Source organism: Armatimonadota bacterium, from assembly GCA_016789105.1.
GTDB lineage: Bacteria > Armatimonadota > Fimbriimonadia > Fimbriimonadales > Fimbriimonadaceae > UphvI-Ar2.
The window spans coordinates 97966-116435 of the sequence record JAEURN010000002.1 but is presented as its reverse complement, the minus strand read 5'-3'; the positions used below and the strand labels follow the sequence as shown (position 1 = coordinate 116435).

The window sequence follows — 18470 nt, the reverse complement described above, 5'->3', positions numbered from 1 at the left end:
CCTCAAGTCGGGGATGCGCAGCCAAAAGGGCCCGTATGATAGACTGTGGGCGACATGGACAAGCGGGCAGCAGCGCAGATTTTGGCGCGGGTTTTGGCAGACACGGCGGTTTTGACGGTGAAAACCCAAGGTGTCCACTGGAATGTGTCGGGTGGGGATTTTTATGGCGTCCACAAATTGACCGAAAGCCAGTATGAGGACTTGTTCGCGGCTCAAGACGAATTGGCCGAACGCATCCGCGCGCTGGGCGCACCGGCCCCGGCAACAATGGCCGAATATTTGAAGCTCACGCGATTGGCCGAGGGAGTGAAAGGGAATGCTTCAGAGATGCTCGGCGACTTGGTTTCTGCCAACGAAGCCTTGGCATCTGGGCTCCTGGCCGACATCGCGGCCTTGGAAAAGGCGGGCGATCCCGGCAGCCAGGACATTTTGGTTCGCCGCGTGCAAGCCCACGACAAATCGGCATGGCTTTTGAGGAGCACTTTGGCGGAAGCACCCGCTGCTGAACCTAAACCTGTTGCTGTTCCTAAGCCTTCCTCTGCCCCCGAGGCCGCCCCAGTGCCCCCGGCTGGATCTGAGGCTAAGAAAGAACCAAAAGCTGAAAAAAAGAAAGATAAGAAGCCGAAAAAAGAAAAACCGGCCGCCAAACCGGCGCCCAAGCCCGAACCAGTGCGTGAGGCCCCCGTTGCCGCATCAAACAATGGCGGCGGACGACGCCGGCTCTTTGGCGTGAAGGCCGACGGTTAACCCTCCGTTCGCGGGATTGCGGCGTTAATCCAGGCTGTGCTCAAGGAACCAGGCCCCAAGCGACTCTTTTTGGTAGGCGTTGTCCCATGAATTGTGCCCGACGCCCGGATATTCGGTGAGTTTGGCGTTGCCGCCGGCCAAACGGATCGATTCAACAGCGGCTCGGCCTTTGGCAATGGGGACGGCGGTGTCGGCATCGCCATGGAACACCCAGACCGGGATGTGCGCGATCTTGGCGGCGGCTCCTTCGGAATCGATCCACCCGCAAACTGGGGCGGCCGCGGCAAATTGCCATGCCAAGGATCCTGCAAGTTCAAACGTTCCGTTGCCACCTTGGGATAGCCCCGTGATGTAGCGCCGGTGCGGGTCGATTTTGAAACGGGATTCGGCAAATCGGAGGCATTCGTCAATGCGATCGGTGTAATTAGGCCAAAGCAGGTCGAAGTCGGGCTTTTGGGGCATGACGACCAGGAATGGCCAATCGGCCGCGGCCATGCGGATGGCGTTTCCCAACCCGATCGCCGTTTGTTTGATTCCGTCCGTGCCCGATTCGCCCCTGCCGTGCAGGAACAAGATAGCCGGGGCCGGTGCGGCCACCGGTTTGCGGGGGACGTAGATGACGAATTCGTTGCCGCCGACGGCGAAATCCAGGAACCCGGAGGCCATACGGTCATTTTAGCTGTGGCGTGGGCAACAGGCCGTCAAAATCTCCCATTGGGTTGCCGTCTTATGCCGCCCGGCTTTCCTGGGCAATCGCCCCAGAGAACGGCCTTTTTTACGGCGAGACTTCGCGGACGACGAGGTTGAAGTCGATGTGGACTTCGTAGGCGCGGGGCCACGGGAGTTCCACTACGACGTTTTCCAGACCGATGACGGCATAGGTATGCCCGTCGGCTTTGAAAGGGTTAGCGACCATTTGTTCGTTGAACGTTTTTTGGAGGTGGTCTGCCATGTCTTGTTTGACAAAAGCCTCGACTTTGGCTTCATTTTCGGCCGAGAGGATCTCTTCGCGGTCGCCGTTTTGCATTTGTTCGATCATCCGGTACGCCTCGGGCCGGACATACCGGTTGTAGAAGTAGTCGGTGACGAGCCGGTGGAGGACGAATTTGCGGGCGGCCGTTTCGCGCCGGAGGCCATCGACTTTGGACCGGAGGGCGAGGAGGTAGGCGTTGGCGGCGGGGACGGTGGTGCCCATGGTGTTGCCGGCGGTGTTCCACCCGGCGTAGCTGACCAACTGGGGCCCTTGGCGTTTGGCGGTGAGGGAATCAAACAACTCGGGGTCGGCGGTGCCGCTCCAGCCGAGGTTGGTGTCGGCCACGGCGATGCGCTTTCCGGCGTCGATGGAAGCCGACATTTCCTTGACAAAGGCGTCGAATTGGATGCCGTCCCGCTTTGGCGTGTTCAAATAGAGGACGTAATCGGCCTTGTCGGGGTTATCGGTGATCGTGGCGCCGCTGGTTTCGATCTGGTCTTTAAGCGATTCCCGGATCGGTTCGGATTCATACGCGGCGATTTGGTCGAGCCCTTTGGTGTCGGCGGTGCGGATGGCGACGGTGGGCGACCAATGATCCCTATCGCAAATGGCCCGGCTGACGAGGCAGTTGGAGATTTGGTCGATCCCCATGCAGAATTGGGTTTGGCCCCGGAGTTTGAGGCGGTCGATCTCTTTGTTGAGGGTAGCGATCTCGCGGGTGTGGGGGCCGACGGGGGCGGCGTCGTCTTGGCCGAAGGTGAGCTGATTGAATGCCCCGTGATAAGTCATTTTGATCAATTCGGTTTGGATGGCGACATTGCGGGCCCGAACCGCGTCGTACCGTTCCCGTTCCAATTGGGGGACGCGGCTGGCATAAATGTCCATTTTCCGCTTGGCCTCAGGGTCGTTGTAGAGGCGGTATTGCTCCCGGTAGGTGGCCCAGTAGTAGAGGTCTTGCCGCCAAGTGCGGTTTTCGGCAACGGCGGTCGGGGCGATCCGGGTGAGGGTGGAGAAGACGTAGAAGGGGGTTTCGTGACTGCCTTTGCGGATTTTCCAGAGTTCCCTGAGCCGGGATTTGGCTAGGGTTTCGGAACTGCGGTCGGTGCGGCTGGCGATGAGCCCGCCATAGGCGACCATGTCGGCCGAGGCGATCACGGCATCGAATTTGCCCAGATCTTGCTTGGCCAGCCAGGCGAGGATGGCGGTGGGGGAGCCGGGTTGCTTGAACTTGCCCAAGATTTCTATGGGCGGGGTGATGACGTCGTATCCGGCGATATCGCCGATCATGCCGGCAAAGTGGCTGACGGCGGGTCGGTCGTCCACGGGGATAAGCAGGATCCGGTGCGCCCCCGGGGCCGTTTGGGCTTGGGCAGCAACGGCAATCAGCAAGGCGGTCAGGGCGGCGAGAACGGCTTTCATCGGCGGGCGGGCGGCGTTATTTTACGGTGGCGGGGGCGCGGGCGGTAAGCCCCTCACTCTTTGATCCCGGTTGCCCAGAGGATTCCGCCGAGGAGGTGCTTTTGAAACATCGGGTCGGCATAACTTTCCTTGGTGTGGCCCATGCCGGTGTACCACGACCGGCCTTTGCCGACCATGTGGCACCAGACGATTGGGTGGTCATCGCCCATCGTGTGGCCTTGGTAGCTGGCGGGATCCAATTTGGCGAGGATTTGGGTCTCGGGGAGGGCTCGGTAGTCGTACCACTCATCGGTTCTGGCCCAGGTTTTGGGGAGGTGGGCGGTGGACGGGTGGCCGGCATCGAGGATTTTTACGGCGGCGGGTTGAATGGCCGGATGGGATTTGAACCAGGCCCCGACGAGCCTGCCATACCACGGCCAATCGTATTCGGTATCGGCGGCGGCATGAATGCCGACGAATCCTCCGCCAGATTCGACATAGCTGCGGAAGTCGGTCTGTTGGGTGAGGTCGAGGATGTCGCCGGTGGTGCTGAGGAAGACGACGGCCCGGTAGTTCTTGAGGTTGGACTGGTTGATTTGGGATGAATCTTCGGTGGCTTCAACAGCAAAGTTGTTTTGCTTGCCGAGCTTTTGGATGGCGGCGATGCCGTCGGGGATGGATTCGTGGCGATAACCGGCGGTTTTGGAGAAGACGAGAATGGCCGGTTTTGGGGCGAAGGCGATTGCGATGAACGCGGCGGCAAGCATTAGATTGAGTCTATTCGTTGACCGAGCGGTACTGCACGGCTTCGGCAAGGTGGGAGCGGGTGATCTGTTGGCTGCCCCCCAGATCGGCGATGGTTTGGGCGACTTTGAGGAGACGGTCGAACACCCGCGCGGAGAGGTTGAGTTTATGGGCGGCGGCCTGCATGAAGATTTTGCATTCCTCATCCATGGCAACCATCTCCTTGAGCTGGCGGGGAGACATCATGGCGTTGGTTTTTCCTGGTCCCAGCCGGTCGGCCTGTTTTGAGCGGGCCTGGATGACTCTTTCCCGGATCGTGGCGCTGGGGGCACCGGCGGGGATGCCCGTGAGTTCTTCTGGCTTGAGGCGGGGCACGGTGACGTGGAGATCGATGCGGTCGAGAAGGGGGCCGCTGATTCTGGCCCCATATTTGAGACATTGGGCAGCGCCGACGCAGTTGGCCTCGGGATAGCCTTTGAATCCGCAGGGGCATGGGTTCATTGCCCCGACGAGCATACATCCGGCGGGGAACGTGAGCGTCGATTGGACCCTGGCCACGGTGACCACTCCGTCTTCAAGCGGCTGGCGGAGGGCTTCCAAGACATCCCGGCCGAACTCGGGCATTTCGTCGAGGAAGAGCACGCCGTGGTGAGCCAGGGAGACTTCGCCGGGTTTTGGGGATTTGCCACCGCCGACGATGGCGGCATAGCTGGTGGCGTGGTGCGGTGACCGGAATGGACGTCGCCAGACGAGGCCATTGGATTCTTTGGGCTCCCCGGCCGAGCTGAAGATTCGGGTGACGGCGATGGCTTCTTGCAATGTGAGGGGCGGCAAGATGGTGGGGAGCCTCCGGGCCAGCATCGTTTTGCCCGACCCGGGCGGCCCGGACATCAGGATGTTGTGCCCCCCGGCGGCGGCAATTTCGAGGGCTCGAATCGCTTGGGATTGCCCTTTGACATCGGAGAAATCGATGGGGAATTCGGTTTCGTGTTGGTCAGGCTGAGTTTCTAACCGGTGGGGTTGGTAAAGGATGCTGCCATTGAGGAGCTCTACGGCTTCGAGGAGGGTTTTGAGACCATAGACTTCAAGTTCTGGGATGATGGCGGCTTCGGCGGCATTGGGTTCGGGGAGCACTAGCCTTTTGAAGCCTTGTTGGTGGGCCATGATGGCGATGTTGACGGCCCCGTCGATCCGGCGGAGTTCGCCGTCGAGTCCAAGTTCGCCCACGATCAGCGTATCGGTCAGCGACCGACTTGCCACTTGGCCGCTGACGGCCAGGATGGCGATGGCGATGGGGAGGTCGAATCCGGATCCCTCTTTGCGGATGTCCCCTGGGGCGAGGTTGCAGACGAGCAAGCCGTTTGGAAAGGTGAGCCCACTGTTGCGGATGGCGGTCCCGACTCGTTCTTGGGATTCTTGGACGGCTTTGTCGGGGAGGCCGACGAGGAGGAATTTGGCCATCCCGCCCCGGAGGTCGACTTCGACGACGATGGAGAGCGCATCGATGCCGTTGAGTGTGGCGGAGTGCGCTTGGGCGACCATGTCGCGGTGAGGTTACCTAGTCCAAGTTCAGCGGCTTTTCGTAGGGTTTGCGGTACCCGAGTTCGCGAGCGCGTTGCTCTTTGCCGAAGGGGGATTCGAGCTCGGCCGACCTTTGGAGGAGTTCCGCCCGGTCAGCTTGGATTTTGCGGGATTCAGCGACCTGGGTTTTGTACTCTTTGCGCTGCGTTTGGACCGTTTGCCAAGAACTGCGGCTGAAAAACAGGCCTACGGCGACCGCCGCGGCGACAGTGAAGAGGGTGATAGCGATGCGGTTCATTGAGCCTTCCTTGGCGGATGAATCTCGTGATTATACTTGCATTTTGTGGGCGTTGGCCTTGCGGAACCCGTTCCGCCGGGCCCAAGGCCAATCCCTCGCCCTCCGCAGGCGGAGGGCTCTGCCCCCGGGCGGAACGGGCAGAATCTTAGCCCCGGGGAATGAAAAAGGTAAATCGGCCGTCCTTGCCTTTCAATTGCACAGGGCGGATCATCTTTGCTGACCCAACCATCAAAGAATAGTTAGCGCCACCGTTATGGCGGGTGGAGGCAGGCGGGAGATGGCGGTATTTTTTGAGCAGGTCAACGGCAACAAGCGCAACGAGGTGCATCCGCGATTCATCCGTTGACGACAGTGTGATATCGAACAGGTTGCAGTCGGCAAAAAAGACGACGTCGCTTGGATTCTCGACGATTGATGCCGCCTTGGGCACGAGGGTTTTTGCAGATGATTCAAAGAGAGTGCGATTGACCAAATCGTTGATGGCATAGCCCCACAAATAGCTTTTGGGCACATCTTCGGCAACGGCCGCTTGGGGACACTTCAGCATCGATCCCAAATAGGGGGACACCTTGTCCCGCCACGTCGGCCAGTCACTGGTCGGCTCGCCATCACGGATGGGGCGATCGACGTGGGGAGGAAATGTTTGGTCGTAGTCGTCCACGTAGAGCCTGCCGGCTAAGCCCAGCTGGTGGATTTCCGAAAGGCAAGCCGATAGACCTGCCGCAGACTTTGAGGAACGGGTGATCACAATCAAGATCGCAACGAGGATTGCAACAATGGAAATGGCAACAAGGACTTCAACGAGCGTGAATGCCCGTCGCAATGCAGAGTCCACGCGAACTTGGTCTAGTTTCCTGATCCGGGCACCTCGCCTTCTTCTGGAACGGGATATCCTTGAGAAGCCATGCACCCAATTGTTGCTTCGTCGTTGGGGTTGATATCGCGGCAGTCTTGCACAGCACTCATACATGTTTCATACGGGGAGAATTGTTGCCACCGGCAGTAGTCAACATCGGTATATCCAGAGTAATTTGAACCACAGGCCGTCAAGGCAAGAATGAAGAATCCCGTTAGCAAGAAGGTCTTTTTTGTTTTCAGGGGCATCACCGAACGCGAGTATCCCCCCCCCGGAGAGTTGTCAAGGGAGTGCGTGACATTTAGCACAAGTTTAACAATCTCAAAACTTTACTCCAACCAACCCTCGACCAACCGTCCGACCGTGGCCAAACCGTCTTGGTCTCCCAGCCACTGGGTGAATTGGGAGTTGACCACCGCCAGCGGCGAATATTCGCGGGTGTGGTCGGTGGAACCATCGGTGGGGTCGTTGCCGTGGTCGGCGGTCAGGATGAGCAGGTCGTCTGCGCTCAGCCGCGCGAGGAGGGCACCCAGGTAGCCGTCGAACTGTTCCAGGCAATTGGCGAATCCCGCTGGGTCGCTGCGGTGGCCAAAGAGCATGTCGGTGTCTTCGAAGTTGGCAAAGACGAACTGGCAATCGGCATCCAACGCCTGTTGCAGGGCCAGCCAGTGTTCCGGGTTGGATTGGGTTCGGCGGCCCGGCCGGAAACCGCGGCCGCTGAACAGTTCGGGCACGACGCCGATTCCGCAAGCCGGGCCAAAACGGTCGGCCAGCCGGTCCAAAAGATTGGGTGGGGGGATGACGGGGAAATCCTTGCGGTTGTTGGTGCGCTGGAACCTGCCGGGCTCCCCATTGAACGGCCTTGCGATGACCCTTTGGACATTGTTGGGCGGGACGCAGAGATCCCGGGCGATTTGGCACCATTCGTAAAGCGTGCCGATCGGGACGATGGATTCATGGGCGGCGATTTGGAAGACGGAATCGGCCGAGGTGTACACGATGGGCCGGCCGGTGCGGTAATGCTCTTCACCCAGTTCGTCGACGATGGCGGTGCCGCTGGCCGGACGGTTGCCAAGGATTTTCCGTCCGACGGCGGATTCGAAGGCAGAGATGAGGTTCGCCGGGAATCCGGACGGGTATGTCGGGAAAGGGGTTGGAACCGGGATCCCCATCATTTCCCAATGGCCGGTGACCGAGTCTTTTCCCCGGTTCAGGGGTCGGAGCCGGCCGGCGGCTCCCGTTTGCTTACCGATTCCGGCGGCGGCCAAGAACCCGGTTTGTGCCAGATTGGGGGCTTCAATCCCGCCGACCAGGTTCCACACGTTCTTCAAGGTGGAGACGGTCGGCGGGTCGCCGAATTCGGCACAGTCGGGGGCGGCCCCGGCCCCGCAGCCGTCCAGAACGATAACGATCGCGCGCCTTGACACTGGGCCAAGGCTACCAGGTCGTCAGTTGGATTCTTCTGGCGGCATAACCACCACGGGGTTCATGGGTCCATGGGGGCGGAAACTGTGGGATTGCTTGACTTGCAAGGTTGCCCGGTCCAAGACGATGAGCTCCTGATCTTTGTAAAGGTAGACCTCGTCACCATTGACGGCTAGCGAGACGGGAGGTTGGCTGGCCGGGTTGGCCTTCTCAGCAGGTTGCGGGTTTGCCGGCGCGGCTTTGAAGACGGTTGCCTGCGCGTAGACGATGGCGGTCAGCGACACGGCAACGGCCAAGGTTGTGAGGCCGACAATTTTTTTGTTCCGGTTGTCCATTGGTTGCTCCTTGAGGCAATAGGCAATGCGCCAGGCAATTCAATCCAAAGACAAGCGGGGATACCGGCTGCTTGCTTGCAGGGTTCCGGAAACTGGGGCCTGGAGCCGAAGTTTGGGTCTTACGGCTTGAGGTAGTCGGTGAATTCGTGGGAGAAGCGGGCGAACATTTTGATCCACTCTTGGATGGTGAGTTTGGTCACTCCCGGGCTGAGGAGGAGGTCGGAAGTGAGCATGGCGTCGCCCTCGCTATCGACATAGGCTTTGACGTAACGGGTTTTGGCGTTCCAGTCGTTGATTTTGCGGATGTCGGCAGCGCGGGCCAGCCGGTTGCCGACACTGAGCCCCAGGCTGGTGGTTGGCCCGCCCGGCTTATCGGTGTATTGGTAGAGGGCCAGGAGGATGGATTCCCCTTCATAGACATAGTAGGCGGTGAGCCCTTCGGCGTCTTTTTCTTCTTTGACGGAGATTTTTTCCCCCGGCAAGTTGGTGGTGGCGACGATGGCCCTCAGTTCGTCATCAGTGACAGCTGAAACCATCTGCATCGGCGATGCAGTCTGATCGGGGCTGATTTTTGATGGAGCCGGAAGGGCTGCCAGGAGGATTGCCAGGGCAAGGATCGGACGTTTCATAGCCAACATCTATTATGGGGGGACGCTTTATGGAAGGAAATAGTCCGGCAATTTGCGACAATGTTGTGGAAATTGCGCTCCGCGGCGCAAAATATCCCCACAGGGTTAAGGATTTGTGACAGTTCTGCGAGGAACCCGTGCCCGTTTGACGGCACTCAATAGTGGAGAAACGGTGCCCGTCCGAATTGCCGGAACGGAGGGCGACGAGATTTTCTGCACCTTGGAGCGCCGTGACGATTCCTTACTTGTCGGCACGGTTTTGGTGGAGTGCTTGGCGGGCAAAGGGCATATTTTGTTTTCGGGCGATGTTTTGCAGGCAGACGCCAAAGGGATGATGACGATCCGCGCGAAGGGCCGCATGTTGACCGTTGAGACGGACACGGCGATGTCTTTACTCATGGATCCGGTGGCGGCGACATTCCGCAACAATTTCCGCAAACGTGAAGTGCAAATCATCGGGGGGTCTGGGGAATCGATGGCCTTGGTTAGCCCCGCTGAATTGCCGACCGAGGGCAGATCGACTTTGACCTTTGAGGATGACGGGCGTGTGATCGAGGTCGAGGGATTTGTGACGCACAGCCACAAGCGGGGGCAAGGGTTTTTGGCCGATTTCCGGTTTGCGCAGGTTGCTCGGGTCACCGTGATGTATTGGAACCGGCTGTTGAAGACCGGTTGACCCAAACGCCTTTTGCCCGGCACCCCTCGTCCCGATAACTGGAGGGGGCTATGCGGCAAACAAAAATCGTGTGCACACTGGGTCCGGCGGTTGATTCCCAAAAGATGATTGCCGGGCTGATCAAAGAGGGGATGAACTTGGCGCGGCTGAATTGCAGCCATGGGGACTGGGATTCCAAGCGTCAGATGATCGAGTGGATCCGGGCCGAGTCGCCCGAATTGGCCCCGGTAGGGATCATGGCCGACCTGCAAGGGCCTAAAACGCGCCTCGGAGTGTTGCCGGGCGGCGAGATCACCTTCCAAACCGGTGCGACGACTTCGATCGGCATGGCCGAAGGGGTCGAACTGCCGGTCGGTTCGCGGGAGTTGGTCGAAAGCATGCGCAAAGGCGACCGCATCTTGCTGGGCGACGGCCAATGCGAGCTGAAGCTGACATCGGGATCAGGAGACCATTTTGTGGCTAAGGTGTTGGCGGGGGGCACGGTCAAGACCAAACAAGGCGTGACGATCGTCGGCCGTTCGTTCAACATCCCGGCCCTGACGGCAAAAGATTTGGGCGATATCCAAGAAGCGGTTGCCTCTGGGTGCGATTACCTGGCGCTGAGCTACGTGCGGTCGGCCGCCGACATGCGGGAACTCCGCCAAATCGTCGACCGGATCGACCCCACGGTGAAACTCGTGGCAAAAGTCGAGACCAAAGAGGCGCTAAAAGACATCGACGACGTCATCCGGCAGAGCGATGTTGTGATGGTGGCCAGGGGGGATCTGGGCTTGCAGATGGAGATCGAGGACGTGCCGGCAGCGCAGAAGAAGATCATTGCCCGCTGCAACCTGTTTGCCAAGCCGGTCATCACCGCCACCCAGATGTTGGAAAGCATGGTCACGACGAGCCGCCCAACCCGTGCCGAAGCCAGCGACGTGGCGAATGCGATCCTAGACGGAACCGATGCCGTGATGTTAAGTGGGGAAACGGCCAGCGGGATGTACCCGTTGGAAGCGGTGCGCACCATGGCCAACATCGCGGCCGCCACCGAAGGAAATGTCCATCCGAATTTTGGGGACGAGAACAAGACCGGCCACTCGACGGATGTCGTCGCCGAGTCGGCGGTGAAGATTTCGAGAGGATTGAAGGCGAAGGCTATTTTGACGACGAGCGCCAGCGGCATGACCCCGACCATGGTGAGTAAATACCGGCCCCAACAACCGATTTTGGTGGCCTGCTGGTCGGACCGGGTTCAGCGGCAACTGAGCGTGGTCCGAGGTGTCCATGCCTTGTTGGTCGACCCCCCGCTGAACACCGACGACGCGATCCGCGCGACCGTGAACGCCTTTTTGCGGCGGAAGTTGATCGGCATCGGCGACACGGTTGTGGTGACGGCTGGAGTCCCCGTTGGGCAGCCTGGCAATACAAATCTGATCCAGGTTTGCACCGTCTAGCGCTCTTGCCGGACTTTAGAGGGCCCGTGGATCGAGTCCGAGCCGTCGGGCCAAGTTGGAGGACAGGATGGAATCCGGATCCAGTTGGGCTTTGAGCGAGAAGTATTCGCCCATCGTCTGATCCCCAATCGAAGCGGCAAAGTGTTCCGGGGTGAGGGTGGAATCCTTGGCAAGGTAGAACCGCCCGCCCGCCCCGAGCACCAGCTCATCCATTTGGTGGGAGAGCCGCCAGACTGCCTCTTTGTTGGATCGGGTGATCTTGAAGTCCAAAGCGAGCGAGTATCCATCGACACCGTGGCTGAACAAGAATTTATCGGGGACGTGCCGTTTCATAACGCCGAGGAATGATTCGAGCCCGGCGGCCTGTTGGAGTTCGACCTGGCGGGCAAAAACACGGGGAGCGTGCTCGGCGGGCACAAACGACTGGTACTGGATGAATCCTCCGGGGAGGTAGGAGTTTCGCCATCCGGGCACGTAATCGAGCAGAAAACTGAACCCCACCAAACTGAGTGGGTGGGGCTTGCCATTGCCCAAGATTTTGCCGCTGGTGTGCTTGGCCCAGTTGGTGAACCGCATGCCGGTGCGGTTGTTGAGGAGTTTGAGGAACCTCCAGACTACGGATTTAGGGAAGAATCCAAGGAGGGTGTCGGGCAGATCCTGGTGTTCAGGGCGGAGCGAAACCCGGATGTCTCCGTCTTCTTCGGTATAGAAGGCCGCGTGGAAGTCTCCCCGGCCGGCCTCTTTCCCTCGGGCAAAACAGTCGATCCAGCTCACCATGTAATCGGCTTTCCCGCGGAGGTCTTCAAAGGTACGGAACTGTCCATCCCAGTTGGGGATGGAGAGGGGCAAGACCCGGAGATCCCCGGAATGGACCCGTTTCATCTTCAACTTGACCCTGAGGATGACCCCCAACAGCCCGGCCGTGCTGATAACTTGGTAGAACAGGCGGTCTTGAGGCGTGAGGATGCGGCGCTGCCCGTTTGGGAAAAGGACTTCGATATCTATGACGTGGTTCCCAATCGGCCCGGCGTTAAAGGCGTTCTTGCCGTGAAGGTTCATGCCAAGCGCCCCGCCCAGGGTGGGAAACATCGTCCCGCTGACGACGGGCGGCCAATATCCCGACTCCAGGGTGTGCCGCCAAAGCTGCTCCAGGGTGACTCCGGCCTGACAATCGACCACCCCGCTTTCCGGGTCGAAATCGAGGATCTGGTTAAACCGGGAGATATCGACGAGGATAGCTTCGGATCCGATGCTGGCATCCCCATAGCTGCGTCCCGCGCCCCGGAGGGTGACCTGCCGACCCGAATCCCGGGCCATGTCCAGAATCTGGGAGAACTCGTCTGCCCGCGTCGGTCGGTAGCGGTAGCCGTCGGCCCCGGCGACCATGCCAAAGCCGGTCACGTGGGCAATCCGGTCGAGCGGGAGGGGCATGAGTTTCACACTTTGAGCCGTCGGAAGATCGGCGAAGGGATGGCTTTGATGACGGCGAAAACGATGCGATGGGCAAACTTGAGGTAGTGCTCCCCGGTCCGGTCTTTGAGGGCAATGATCTTGGCGGCGGCGACGGGGGCCGGCATCGCCCCTTTGAGGTTGAGGTCGGCCGTCATTTCCGTTGCCGTTGGCCCAGGTTTGATGGTGACCACTTTAACGCCCTTTTTGGCCAGGCGGTTCCGGAGGGCCTCCAAGTAAGTGTGGAGGAACGCCTTGGAGGCGTTGTAAACCGGCTGACCGAAACGGCCGCGATCCCCGGCGACGCTGCCGATGCCGATGATGCTGCCGTGCCCGGCGGCTTCCATGCGGGTGGCGGCGGCATTGAGCCACGCCACAGCCCCGACATTGTTAATGGCGATCATGGACAAGTCTTTTTCCGTGTTGTATTCGTGGGGCCCCACGGGCGGCATGACCCCAGCGCAGTAGACGATGAGGTCGAGCCCCCCCAGGGCGTCGGTGCATTTTTGGAACAACTCCGGGACTTCGTCGATGTCCCGGACGTCATGGCCAAACGGAAAGACCCGCTCGGGGAACCTGTCGGCAAGCGGTTGCATCCGGTCCGTGCGGCGGGCAACTGTAGCGACGAACCCACCGCCTTCGGCGATTTGGCGGGCGATTTCCTCCCCGATGCCCGATGAAGCACCGACGACGATGGCTTTGATTCCGATCACAGGTGTGGGCATGGGTCAGCGGTTCTCGATGATGGGGACGTGGGTGCCGGTTGTCATGGCAAAAACGGCGGCGGCGACAAAAAGGACGACAGCGATGAGGATGTGCGGGTCTTTGAATAGCAGGTCGGCGGGCTCGCCGCCTTCGTCATCTTTAAAGACGCGTTGGATGTACCGGGCGACCGCATAGATGACCATGGGCGTAGTTAGGACGAGGGCCGGATGGGCCCGTCCGGTCGTCGATTCCATCGAATAGATGCAGTAGGCCATACACGACATGCCGCTGAAAAGCAGGACGAGCATATCCAGGGTTTGCCGGCTGTATTCGTTGAGAACGGCGCGGCTGGCCGACCGGTCTTCGCCCATTAGGATGAATTCGTTCCGGCGCTTTGCAAACCCCAACGTGAGCGCGAGAACACCGGTGACGATGAACATCCAGCCGGACATTTTTACGTCGATGGCTTCGGCCCCCAGGGCGGCCCGAAGAACAAACCCGGACGAGAGGGCAAAGACGTCGGTGATGGGGATGTGCTTGAGTTTGAGGTTATAGGCGATTTGGATGGCCACGTAGATGCCGATGAGGGCCAGGCACCCCCGGGAGCCAATGAACCAGGCCGTGCCGACGCTGGCCAGGAGCAGGATGGCAGCCAAGGCGGTCGCCACCGCCGAGGGAACCTTTCCCGATGCCACGGGCCGGTCTTTCTTTTTGGGATGCAATCGGTCCTTGGGGGCATCGACGATATCGTTGGCGATGTAGGTGGCCGAACTAACAAGGGACATCGCGACGAACGCGAGCAACGAGTGGGTGACGGCCTCTAATTCTCCGACCCGGCCCGTGAAGATAATTGCCGCGAACACGAGCAGGTTCTTTGCCCATTGCTTGGGCCTCAAGAGCTTCGCGATCTCCATCATTGCGGGTTCAACATCCAACCCGGCAGGAACTGTACCAGCATATTGGAATTACGGGCTATTGGCACAGAATCCGATGGGGGGAGAGGGGCTGTATACTCGTCACGGTCACAGGGCGGTGGGCAAAACATTGGGCGGTTACTTTCTGCTATCCGAAAAACGGTTCCAGCTCGCGCTTTTTTTCTTAGCGGTTTTATCTGCCGTCGGGATTGCGACCGGCTATGACACGGACTCGTTGTTTTACCGGGCGATGGCGTCGGGCCGCTACGACGGCGTCCCGGCACCTTTCCGAACCCGGATCGTGACCCCTTGGTTGATCCAGCAGGTTTCTGTGATCTTGCCGGTCGATGTGGCGGCATGGCTGATTCAAATCGCGGTTGGAATGGTTTTTTTGTTTGGTTTGGCCAAGCTTTTCCAGCTTTTGGAAATTGCACCAGAGTGGTTTTGGTTTTCGGCATTTTTGGCCCCGTTTGTCGCGGGGGTGACGGAACCATTCATGCCGGAGATGCTTTCCTCGGCGCTGATTGTTTGGGCGCTGGTGTGCCTGCAGGTTCGGCAGACGCTGGGATTCCTCTTGCTTTGCGCTTTGATGGGCCTGCAGCGTGAGAGCGCGCTTTTGTTTGGGCTTGTCGCTTTGCCGGTCCTTTACCGCTCTAACAAGTGGGCGGCAATCGGGTCTTTGCCAGCGGCGGCGGCGGGCCTGTTTGCCGCCGTCCGGTTTGTTGGAGGCGGGGCCTCGGCGCACCAGCTCTCTTGGCCGGTGTACATGCTCCTCAAGATCCCGGCGAACATCTCCCGGAATGTGTTCGGGTTTTCATTGTGGTCGAATGTTCTGGCCGACACTTTTGGGGGCGAACCTTGGCTCAAATGGGCTTCGCCGGTGAAAGTTGGGGCGATCACGGAGATCGGGGTTTACAATTGGGAGTTCGGCCATCCGGTGATTTTGGCGGGGCTGATGACATCGCTATTCGGCTTGGCGATTTCCATGTTGTGGCTCCGCCGGCGGTCAATCCGCCAAGAGGTTGCGGAGGCGCCGCCCGCGGTCGCGATTGCCTTTTGGTACGGTTTGGCGTCGCTGTTGGCGGCGCCGAGCCTGGGGGCGGGGGTCGGCCGTTTGCTTTGCTACGCCTGGCCCCTGCCGACGGTCGGCCTCGCTTGGTGGGCCCACCGCACCCTTGCCCGCAGCCAGCCTCTGAAATTGCTTTGGTGGCACTATGGGTTCGCGCTTGCGGGTGGGGTGAGCCTTTCGATCCAAGAATGGTGGCCTCGGATCATTCTGTGCGGGTTGACGGTTGCGGCCTTGTTCGGGTTTAGGCGGCAGTGGGAGCCCCTGATTTCCGAGCAGCTCGGATCGGGATCGGACAACTTAGCCGAAGCAGAAACAAATTAGCGGAAAATGGTCGGAGCGGAGAGATTCGAACTCTCGACCTCTTCCCCCCCAGAGAAGCGCTCTACCAAGCTGAGCCACGCCCCGACAACCTGATTATAGCCCGGCAATTGGGCAGACCCTCCCGACCCTGCTAGGATGGGGTCGGGAGGGCAGGATTCCCGCTTACTTCGGCGGCAACGGCAGGTAGGGGAGCCGTCCCTGTTGGTAAAGGTAGATCCAAGCCTGCTCGGGCCCCGGGGCAAAGGTTCCTTTGAGCCGCGAATCGTATTTCCCCGCATTGAGGAGGACTTGGGCGGTTTCATCGCGGTAGGCGGTTGCCTGGGCCCGCATTGAGGGGTCTTTGAGCGCCTCGACTTGGGCAAGCCGCAAGGCCCCGGCAAGGAGGAGGTGGGTTGCCCCGCATTCCGGCCCGGCGGCAACGGCGGCCCGGCCGAAGCTGAGGGCCTTGGCGGTGTCCCCGATCAGGGTTTGCACAAGGGTGACCCCGCAAAGGGCCTGGATGGACGACGGGTTGGCCGTGAGGGCCGCTTCGAAGTAGGCGAGGGCGAGGTTGGCCTCATTTTTGGCATCGCTGCCGGTGAGTTTTTGCGCGAAAATCCCCTGGACGACCTGGTGGCCCCGCTCGACCAAGACCGAAACGGATGCCGGGTCGGCCAGCAGGGCATCTTGGAACGACGAGGTCGCCCGGCTGTAGTCGTTGGCAAGGAAAGCCGTGACCGACGTGTAGTAGTTGAACCCGACCGAGTTGGGGTTGGATTTTTCCAGGTCGTCGAGGAATGCAGGCATGCTGCTGTAGCGTCCTCGGCTGAGGGCCAGGTAGAGCTGCGTGTATTTGGTGATGTCGGCGTTGGGGTTGTCGAGGATGACCTCTTTTTCGGCCCCTTCGGCGCCGGTCGTGTCGCCGGTGATTTGGCTGAGCACGGCTCTCAAGGCATAGCTGTACCCATCTGGGCTGCCGTATTTTTCAAACTTGGCCCAGACTTTGTTGGCTTCTTCGGTGCGTCCGCCCATGATGAGCGCATAGAGGAACCGGTTGATGACGCCTGGGTTGTCGAGGTTCTTTTCCCAATCGGGCCGGAGGAGTGCGGCAATGGGCACATATCGGAATGCGGCGAGGTTGGCATCGATGGCATCGGAATCGGCTTTCATGCCGGCTTTGTCGGCGATGTCGTTGAGCACGGCGGCCGAGTTGGCAGCCGCGAATTTTAAGGATTTGGCGACTGCTTCGTTCCGTTCGGTGGGGTTGGTGGTGTTGAGGGCGAAGACGCGCCGGAGGTTGATGGCCGACAAGAGGGATTTTGCCTCTTGGTTATTCGGGTCGGAAGCCAGGGTGTCTTCGGCGTATTTCTGCGCCAAATCGAATGTGCCGGTGGCGTAGTTGGCGCGGGCCATGGCCATCCTCGCCGCGTTGCTGTTTTTGTCGATTTTGAGGGCGATCCTCGCTTCATCAATGGCTTCGCGGTATTTGCCATCGCGGGTGAGTTGGTTTGCCCGGTCTACGTGGTAACCGACGCCTTTGTCGAGCCCGTTGTCGATTTTGAGCGTGAAGGTCTTTTTGACGGATTCTTGGTTGGTGTTGTACGCCTGGATCGTGATGGTGAAATTGCCTTCGGATTCGTTGAGCGTATCGAGGACATATTGGTAAGGCGTGCTTTGGTCGGTCGACCGGAGGTCGTCGCCGACATAGAATTCGACACTGGTCACGAGGGCGTCGGAGGTCACTTTGACATCGAACGTGAACGTGCCGCCGATGGTCTGGCCGTTTTGGACGTTGGCGGTCATCGAGATCGCGGCCATGGAAAGGCTGGCGACCCCGATCAAGAGGGCGGTTCCGAGGAGTCTTTTGGCAAACATGGGGTTGGTTTAGGGCCTCGCGAATGATTATGACGCCTATTCCTGGCGATGGTAACTAGATGGCGTCGGACCCGGCTTCCCCGGTCCTAATCCGATATGCGGAAAGGACTGGCTCGACAAAGATCTTGCCGTCGCCGGATTCCCCCGTGAAGGCGGCTTGCCGGATGGCCGCGACCACGTCTTCGGCCAGTGCGGCAGGCACGGCGACTTCAACGGCCATGCGCAAGGGAAGGGGGACGACCAGTTCGCGCCCCAAGAACGATACGGGGCGTTCGGGATTGTTCCCGGTGCCTCGGGCATCGGCGACGGTCAGGCCGGAGATGGGGAGGAGGGCAAGGGCGGATTTGACTTCTTGCAGGCGGTGTGGCCTCACCATGGCAAAGACGCGGACGAAGGGATGGTCAGTGGAATTCATAGGTTTGCCAATGCCGCGCCACCCGGAATGGATAGGTGAGGAAGTTGAGCGAATCGCGGTAGAAGTCGGCGATGGCCGAGGGGATCTCGTCCACCTTCCGCCGTTTGAGGATCATGGCGAGGTCGTAGGCGACATAGCCGAGGTAGGCGGTTCCCAGGATCCAAGCAAAGGGGGCCGACCCGGGGTCAAGGACATCTGTCCGGGTGAGGATGGCGAGCGCGGGGATGAGGGCCACGGACCCGCAGGCCACCATCCCGGGAAACGAGAAGTCCCGGCCGGCCAGCAAGGTGTAGACCCCAGCGAAAGCGGCGGAACCCAGCAAGATGATGACCGGATAGCCGGCCGCGTGGATGTCTCTCCCCAACTGCCCAAGCAGGGGCACGGCGGCCATGAGCAACGCAAAGCTGAACCAACTTTCGTGCACACCGGTCTTCATCCCCAGCCTGACCCCAGTCATGGCCGCAAAAATGACTCCCAGCCAAACAAGCAACTCCGAGTCGGTGAGGGGGAGGTGGATCTGGACTGCGCAAAACGCCACTGCGAGAACGGTGAGCAGGTGGCCCACAAGGGCGGCTTTGATGAACCGGATTTTTTCCCCGTAAGTCCGGCTGTCGACGCAGCCGGGGACGGTGTGAGGTTCGGGGAATGGATTGGCCGGAAGTTGCACCGAACTCATTCTACAACGGTTCCGACCGATTCGCGAAG

19 protein-coding genes and 1 tRNA gene are annotated in these 18470 nt (G+C 60.0%); 4 read left to right on the top strand and 16 right to left on the bottom strand.

Features of this window, described 5'->3' with window-relative positions:
• Positions 1 to 54: 54 nt before the first annotated feature.
• Positions 55 to 747 carry a DNA starvation/stationary phase protection protein gene (locus JNM28_01390; GenBank protein ID MBL8067079.1) on the top strand — a complete coding sequence of 231 codons (693 nt, stop codon included), beginning with the start codon at positions 55 to 57 and terminating at the stop codon, positions 745 to 747.
• A gap of 24 nt (positions 748 to 771) precedes the next feature.
• Here JNM28_01390 and JNM28_01385 read toward each other — a convergent pair whose 3' ends face one another.
• The 9 genes from JNM28_01385 to JNM28_01345 all read right to left on the bottom strand — a co-directional run bounded on the left by JNM28_01385 (position 772) and on the right by JNM28_01345 (position 8926).
• Positions 772 to 1413 carry a dienelactone hydrolase family protein gene (locus tag JNM28_01385; protein ID MBL8067078.1) on the bottom strand — a complete coding sequence of 214 codons (642 nt, stop codon included), beginning with the start codon at positions 1411 to 1413 and terminating at the stop codon, positions 772 to 774.
• A gap of 109 nt (positions 1414 to 1522) precedes the next feature.
• Positions 1523 to 3139 (bottom strand): DUF4127 family protein, encoded by a 1617-nt coding sequence (locus JNM28_01380; GenBank protein ID MBL8067077.1) that lies wholly within the window; start codon positions 3137 to 3139, stop codon positions 1523 to 1525.
• A gap of 53 nt (positions 3140 to 3192) precedes the next feature.
• Positions 3193 to 3885: a ThuA domain-containing protein gene (locus JNM28_01375; protein MBL8067076.1), complete on the bottom strand. Its 693-nt coding sequence runs from the start codon at positions 3883 to 3885 to the stop codon at positions 3193 to 3195.
• A gap of 10 nt (positions 3886 to 3895) precedes the next feature.
• Positions 3896 to 5404, bottom strand: a complete 1509-nt coding sequence (locus tag JNM28_01370) for a YifB family Mg chelatase-like AAA ATPase (GenBank protein ID MBL8067075.1) — start codon at positions 5402 to 5404, stop codon at positions 3896 to 3898.
• Positions 5405 to 5420: 16 nt separating this feature from the next.
• A complete protein-coding gene (locus tag JNM28_01365) occupies positions 5421 to 5681 on the bottom strand; it encodes a septum formation initiator family protein (protein MBL8067074.1) in 261 nt (86 codons plus the stop codon).
• A gap of 145 nt (positions 5682 to 5826) precedes the next feature.
• Entirely contained in the window at positions 5827 to 6516 is a 690-nt protein-coding gene (locus JNM28_01360; GenBank protein ID MBL8067073.1) for a type II secretion system protein, read from the bottom strand.
• Between the two features lie 350 nt (positions 6517 to 6866).
• Positions 6867 to 7964 (bottom strand): phosphopentomutase, encoded by a 1098-nt coding sequence (locus JNM28_01355; protein MBL8067072.1) that lies wholly within the window; start codon positions 7962 to 7964, stop codon positions 6867 to 6869.
• A 21-nt stretch (positions 7965 to 7985) separates the two neighbouring features.
• Complete coding sequence (locus tag JNM28_01350; GenBank protein MBL8067071.1) at positions 7986 to 8297, bottom strand: hypothetical protein; 312 nt, start codon at positions 8295 to 8297, stop codon at positions 7986 to 7988.
• A gap of 119 nt (positions 8298 to 8416) precedes the next feature.
• Positions 8417 to 8926: a YbjN domain-containing protein gene (locus JNM28_01345; protein ID MBL8067070.1), complete on the bottom strand. Its 510-nt coding sequence runs from the start codon at positions 8924 to 8926 to the stop codon at positions 8417 to 8419.
• 145 nt (positions 8927 to 9071) lie between these two features.
• Here JNM28_01345 and JNM28_01340 point away from each other — a divergent pair, with 145 nt between their 5' ends.
• On the top strand, positions 9072 to 9602 hold the full coding sequence (locus JNM28_01340; GenBank protein ID MBL8067069.1) for a hypothetical protein: 531 nt from the start codon (positions 9072 to 9074) through the stop codon (positions 9600 to 9602).
• 50 nt (positions 9603 to 9652) lie between these two features.
• On the top strand, positions 9653 to 11038 hold the full coding sequence (gene pyk / locus JNM28_01335) for a pyruvate kinase (GenBank protein MBL8067068.1): 1386 nt from the start codon (positions 9653 to 9655) through the stop codon (positions 11036 to 11038).
• Positions 11039 to 11053: 15 nt separating this feature from the next.
• On the opposite strand, the gene JNM28_01330 is transcribed toward pyk, so the two are convergent.
• The 3 genes from JNM28_01330 to JNM28_01320 are packed head-to-tail and all read right to left on the bottom strand — an operon-like array spanning position 11054 to position 14109.
• Complete coding sequence (locus tag JNM28_01330; GenBank protein ID MBL8067067.1) at positions 11054 to 12469, bottom strand: FAD-binding oxidoreductase; 1416 nt, start codon at positions 12467 to 12469, stop codon at positions 11054 to 11056.
• A gap of 5 nt (positions 12470 to 12474) precedes the next feature.
• A complete protein-coding gene (locus JNM28_01325) occupies positions 12475 to 13197 on the bottom strand; it encodes an SDR family NAD(P)-dependent oxidoreductase (GenBank protein ID MBL8067066.1) in 723 nt (240 codons plus the stop codon).
• Between the two features lie 18 nt (positions 13198 to 13215).
• Positions 13216 to 14109 (bottom strand): decaprenyl-phosphate phosphoribosyltransferase, encoded by an 894-nt coding sequence (locus JNM28_01320; GenBank protein MBL8067065.1) that lies wholly within the window; start codon positions 14107 to 14109, stop codon positions 13216 to 13218.
• Positions 14110 to 14224: 115 nt separating this feature from the next.
• On the opposite strand from JNM28_01320, the gene JNM28_01315 reads away from it, so the two are divergent.
• Positions 14225 to 15496: a hypothetical protein gene (locus tag JNM28_01315; GenBank protein ID MBL8067064.1), complete on the top strand. Its 1272-nt coding sequence runs from the start codon at positions 14225 to 14227 to the stop codon at positions 15494 to 15496.
• A 7-nt stretch (positions 15497 to 15503) separates the two neighbouring features.
• Here JNM28_01315 and JNM28_01310 read toward each other — a convergent pair.
• The 4 genes from JNM28_01310 to JNM28_01295 form a co-directional block, all read right to left on the bottom strand.
• Positions 15504 to 15580 (bottom strand) — tRNA-Pro (locus JNM28_01310).
• A 78-nt stretch (positions 15581 to 15658) separates the two neighbouring features.
• The gene (locus JNM28_01305) at positions 15659 to 17350 is read right to left on the bottom strand and encodes a hypothetical protein (protein ID MBL8067063.1); all 1692 of its coding nucleotides are present in this window, start codon (positions 17348 to 17350) and stop codon (positions 15659 to 15661) included.
• A gap of 55 nt (positions 17351 to 17405) precedes the next feature.
• Entirely contained in the window at positions 17406 to 17765 is a 360-nt protein-coding gene (locus JNM28_01300) for a P-II family nitrogen regulator (GenBank protein MBL8067062.1), read from the bottom strand.
• Positions 17752 to 18432, bottom strand: coding sequence for a hypothetical protein (locus tag JNM28_01295; protein ID MBL8067061.1), 681 nt, complete (start codon positions 18430 to 18432; stop codon positions 17752 to 17754). Before JNM28_01295 ends, JNM28_01300 begins: the two co-directional genes overlap by 14 nt.
• Positions 18433 to 18470: the final 38 nt, after the last annotated feature.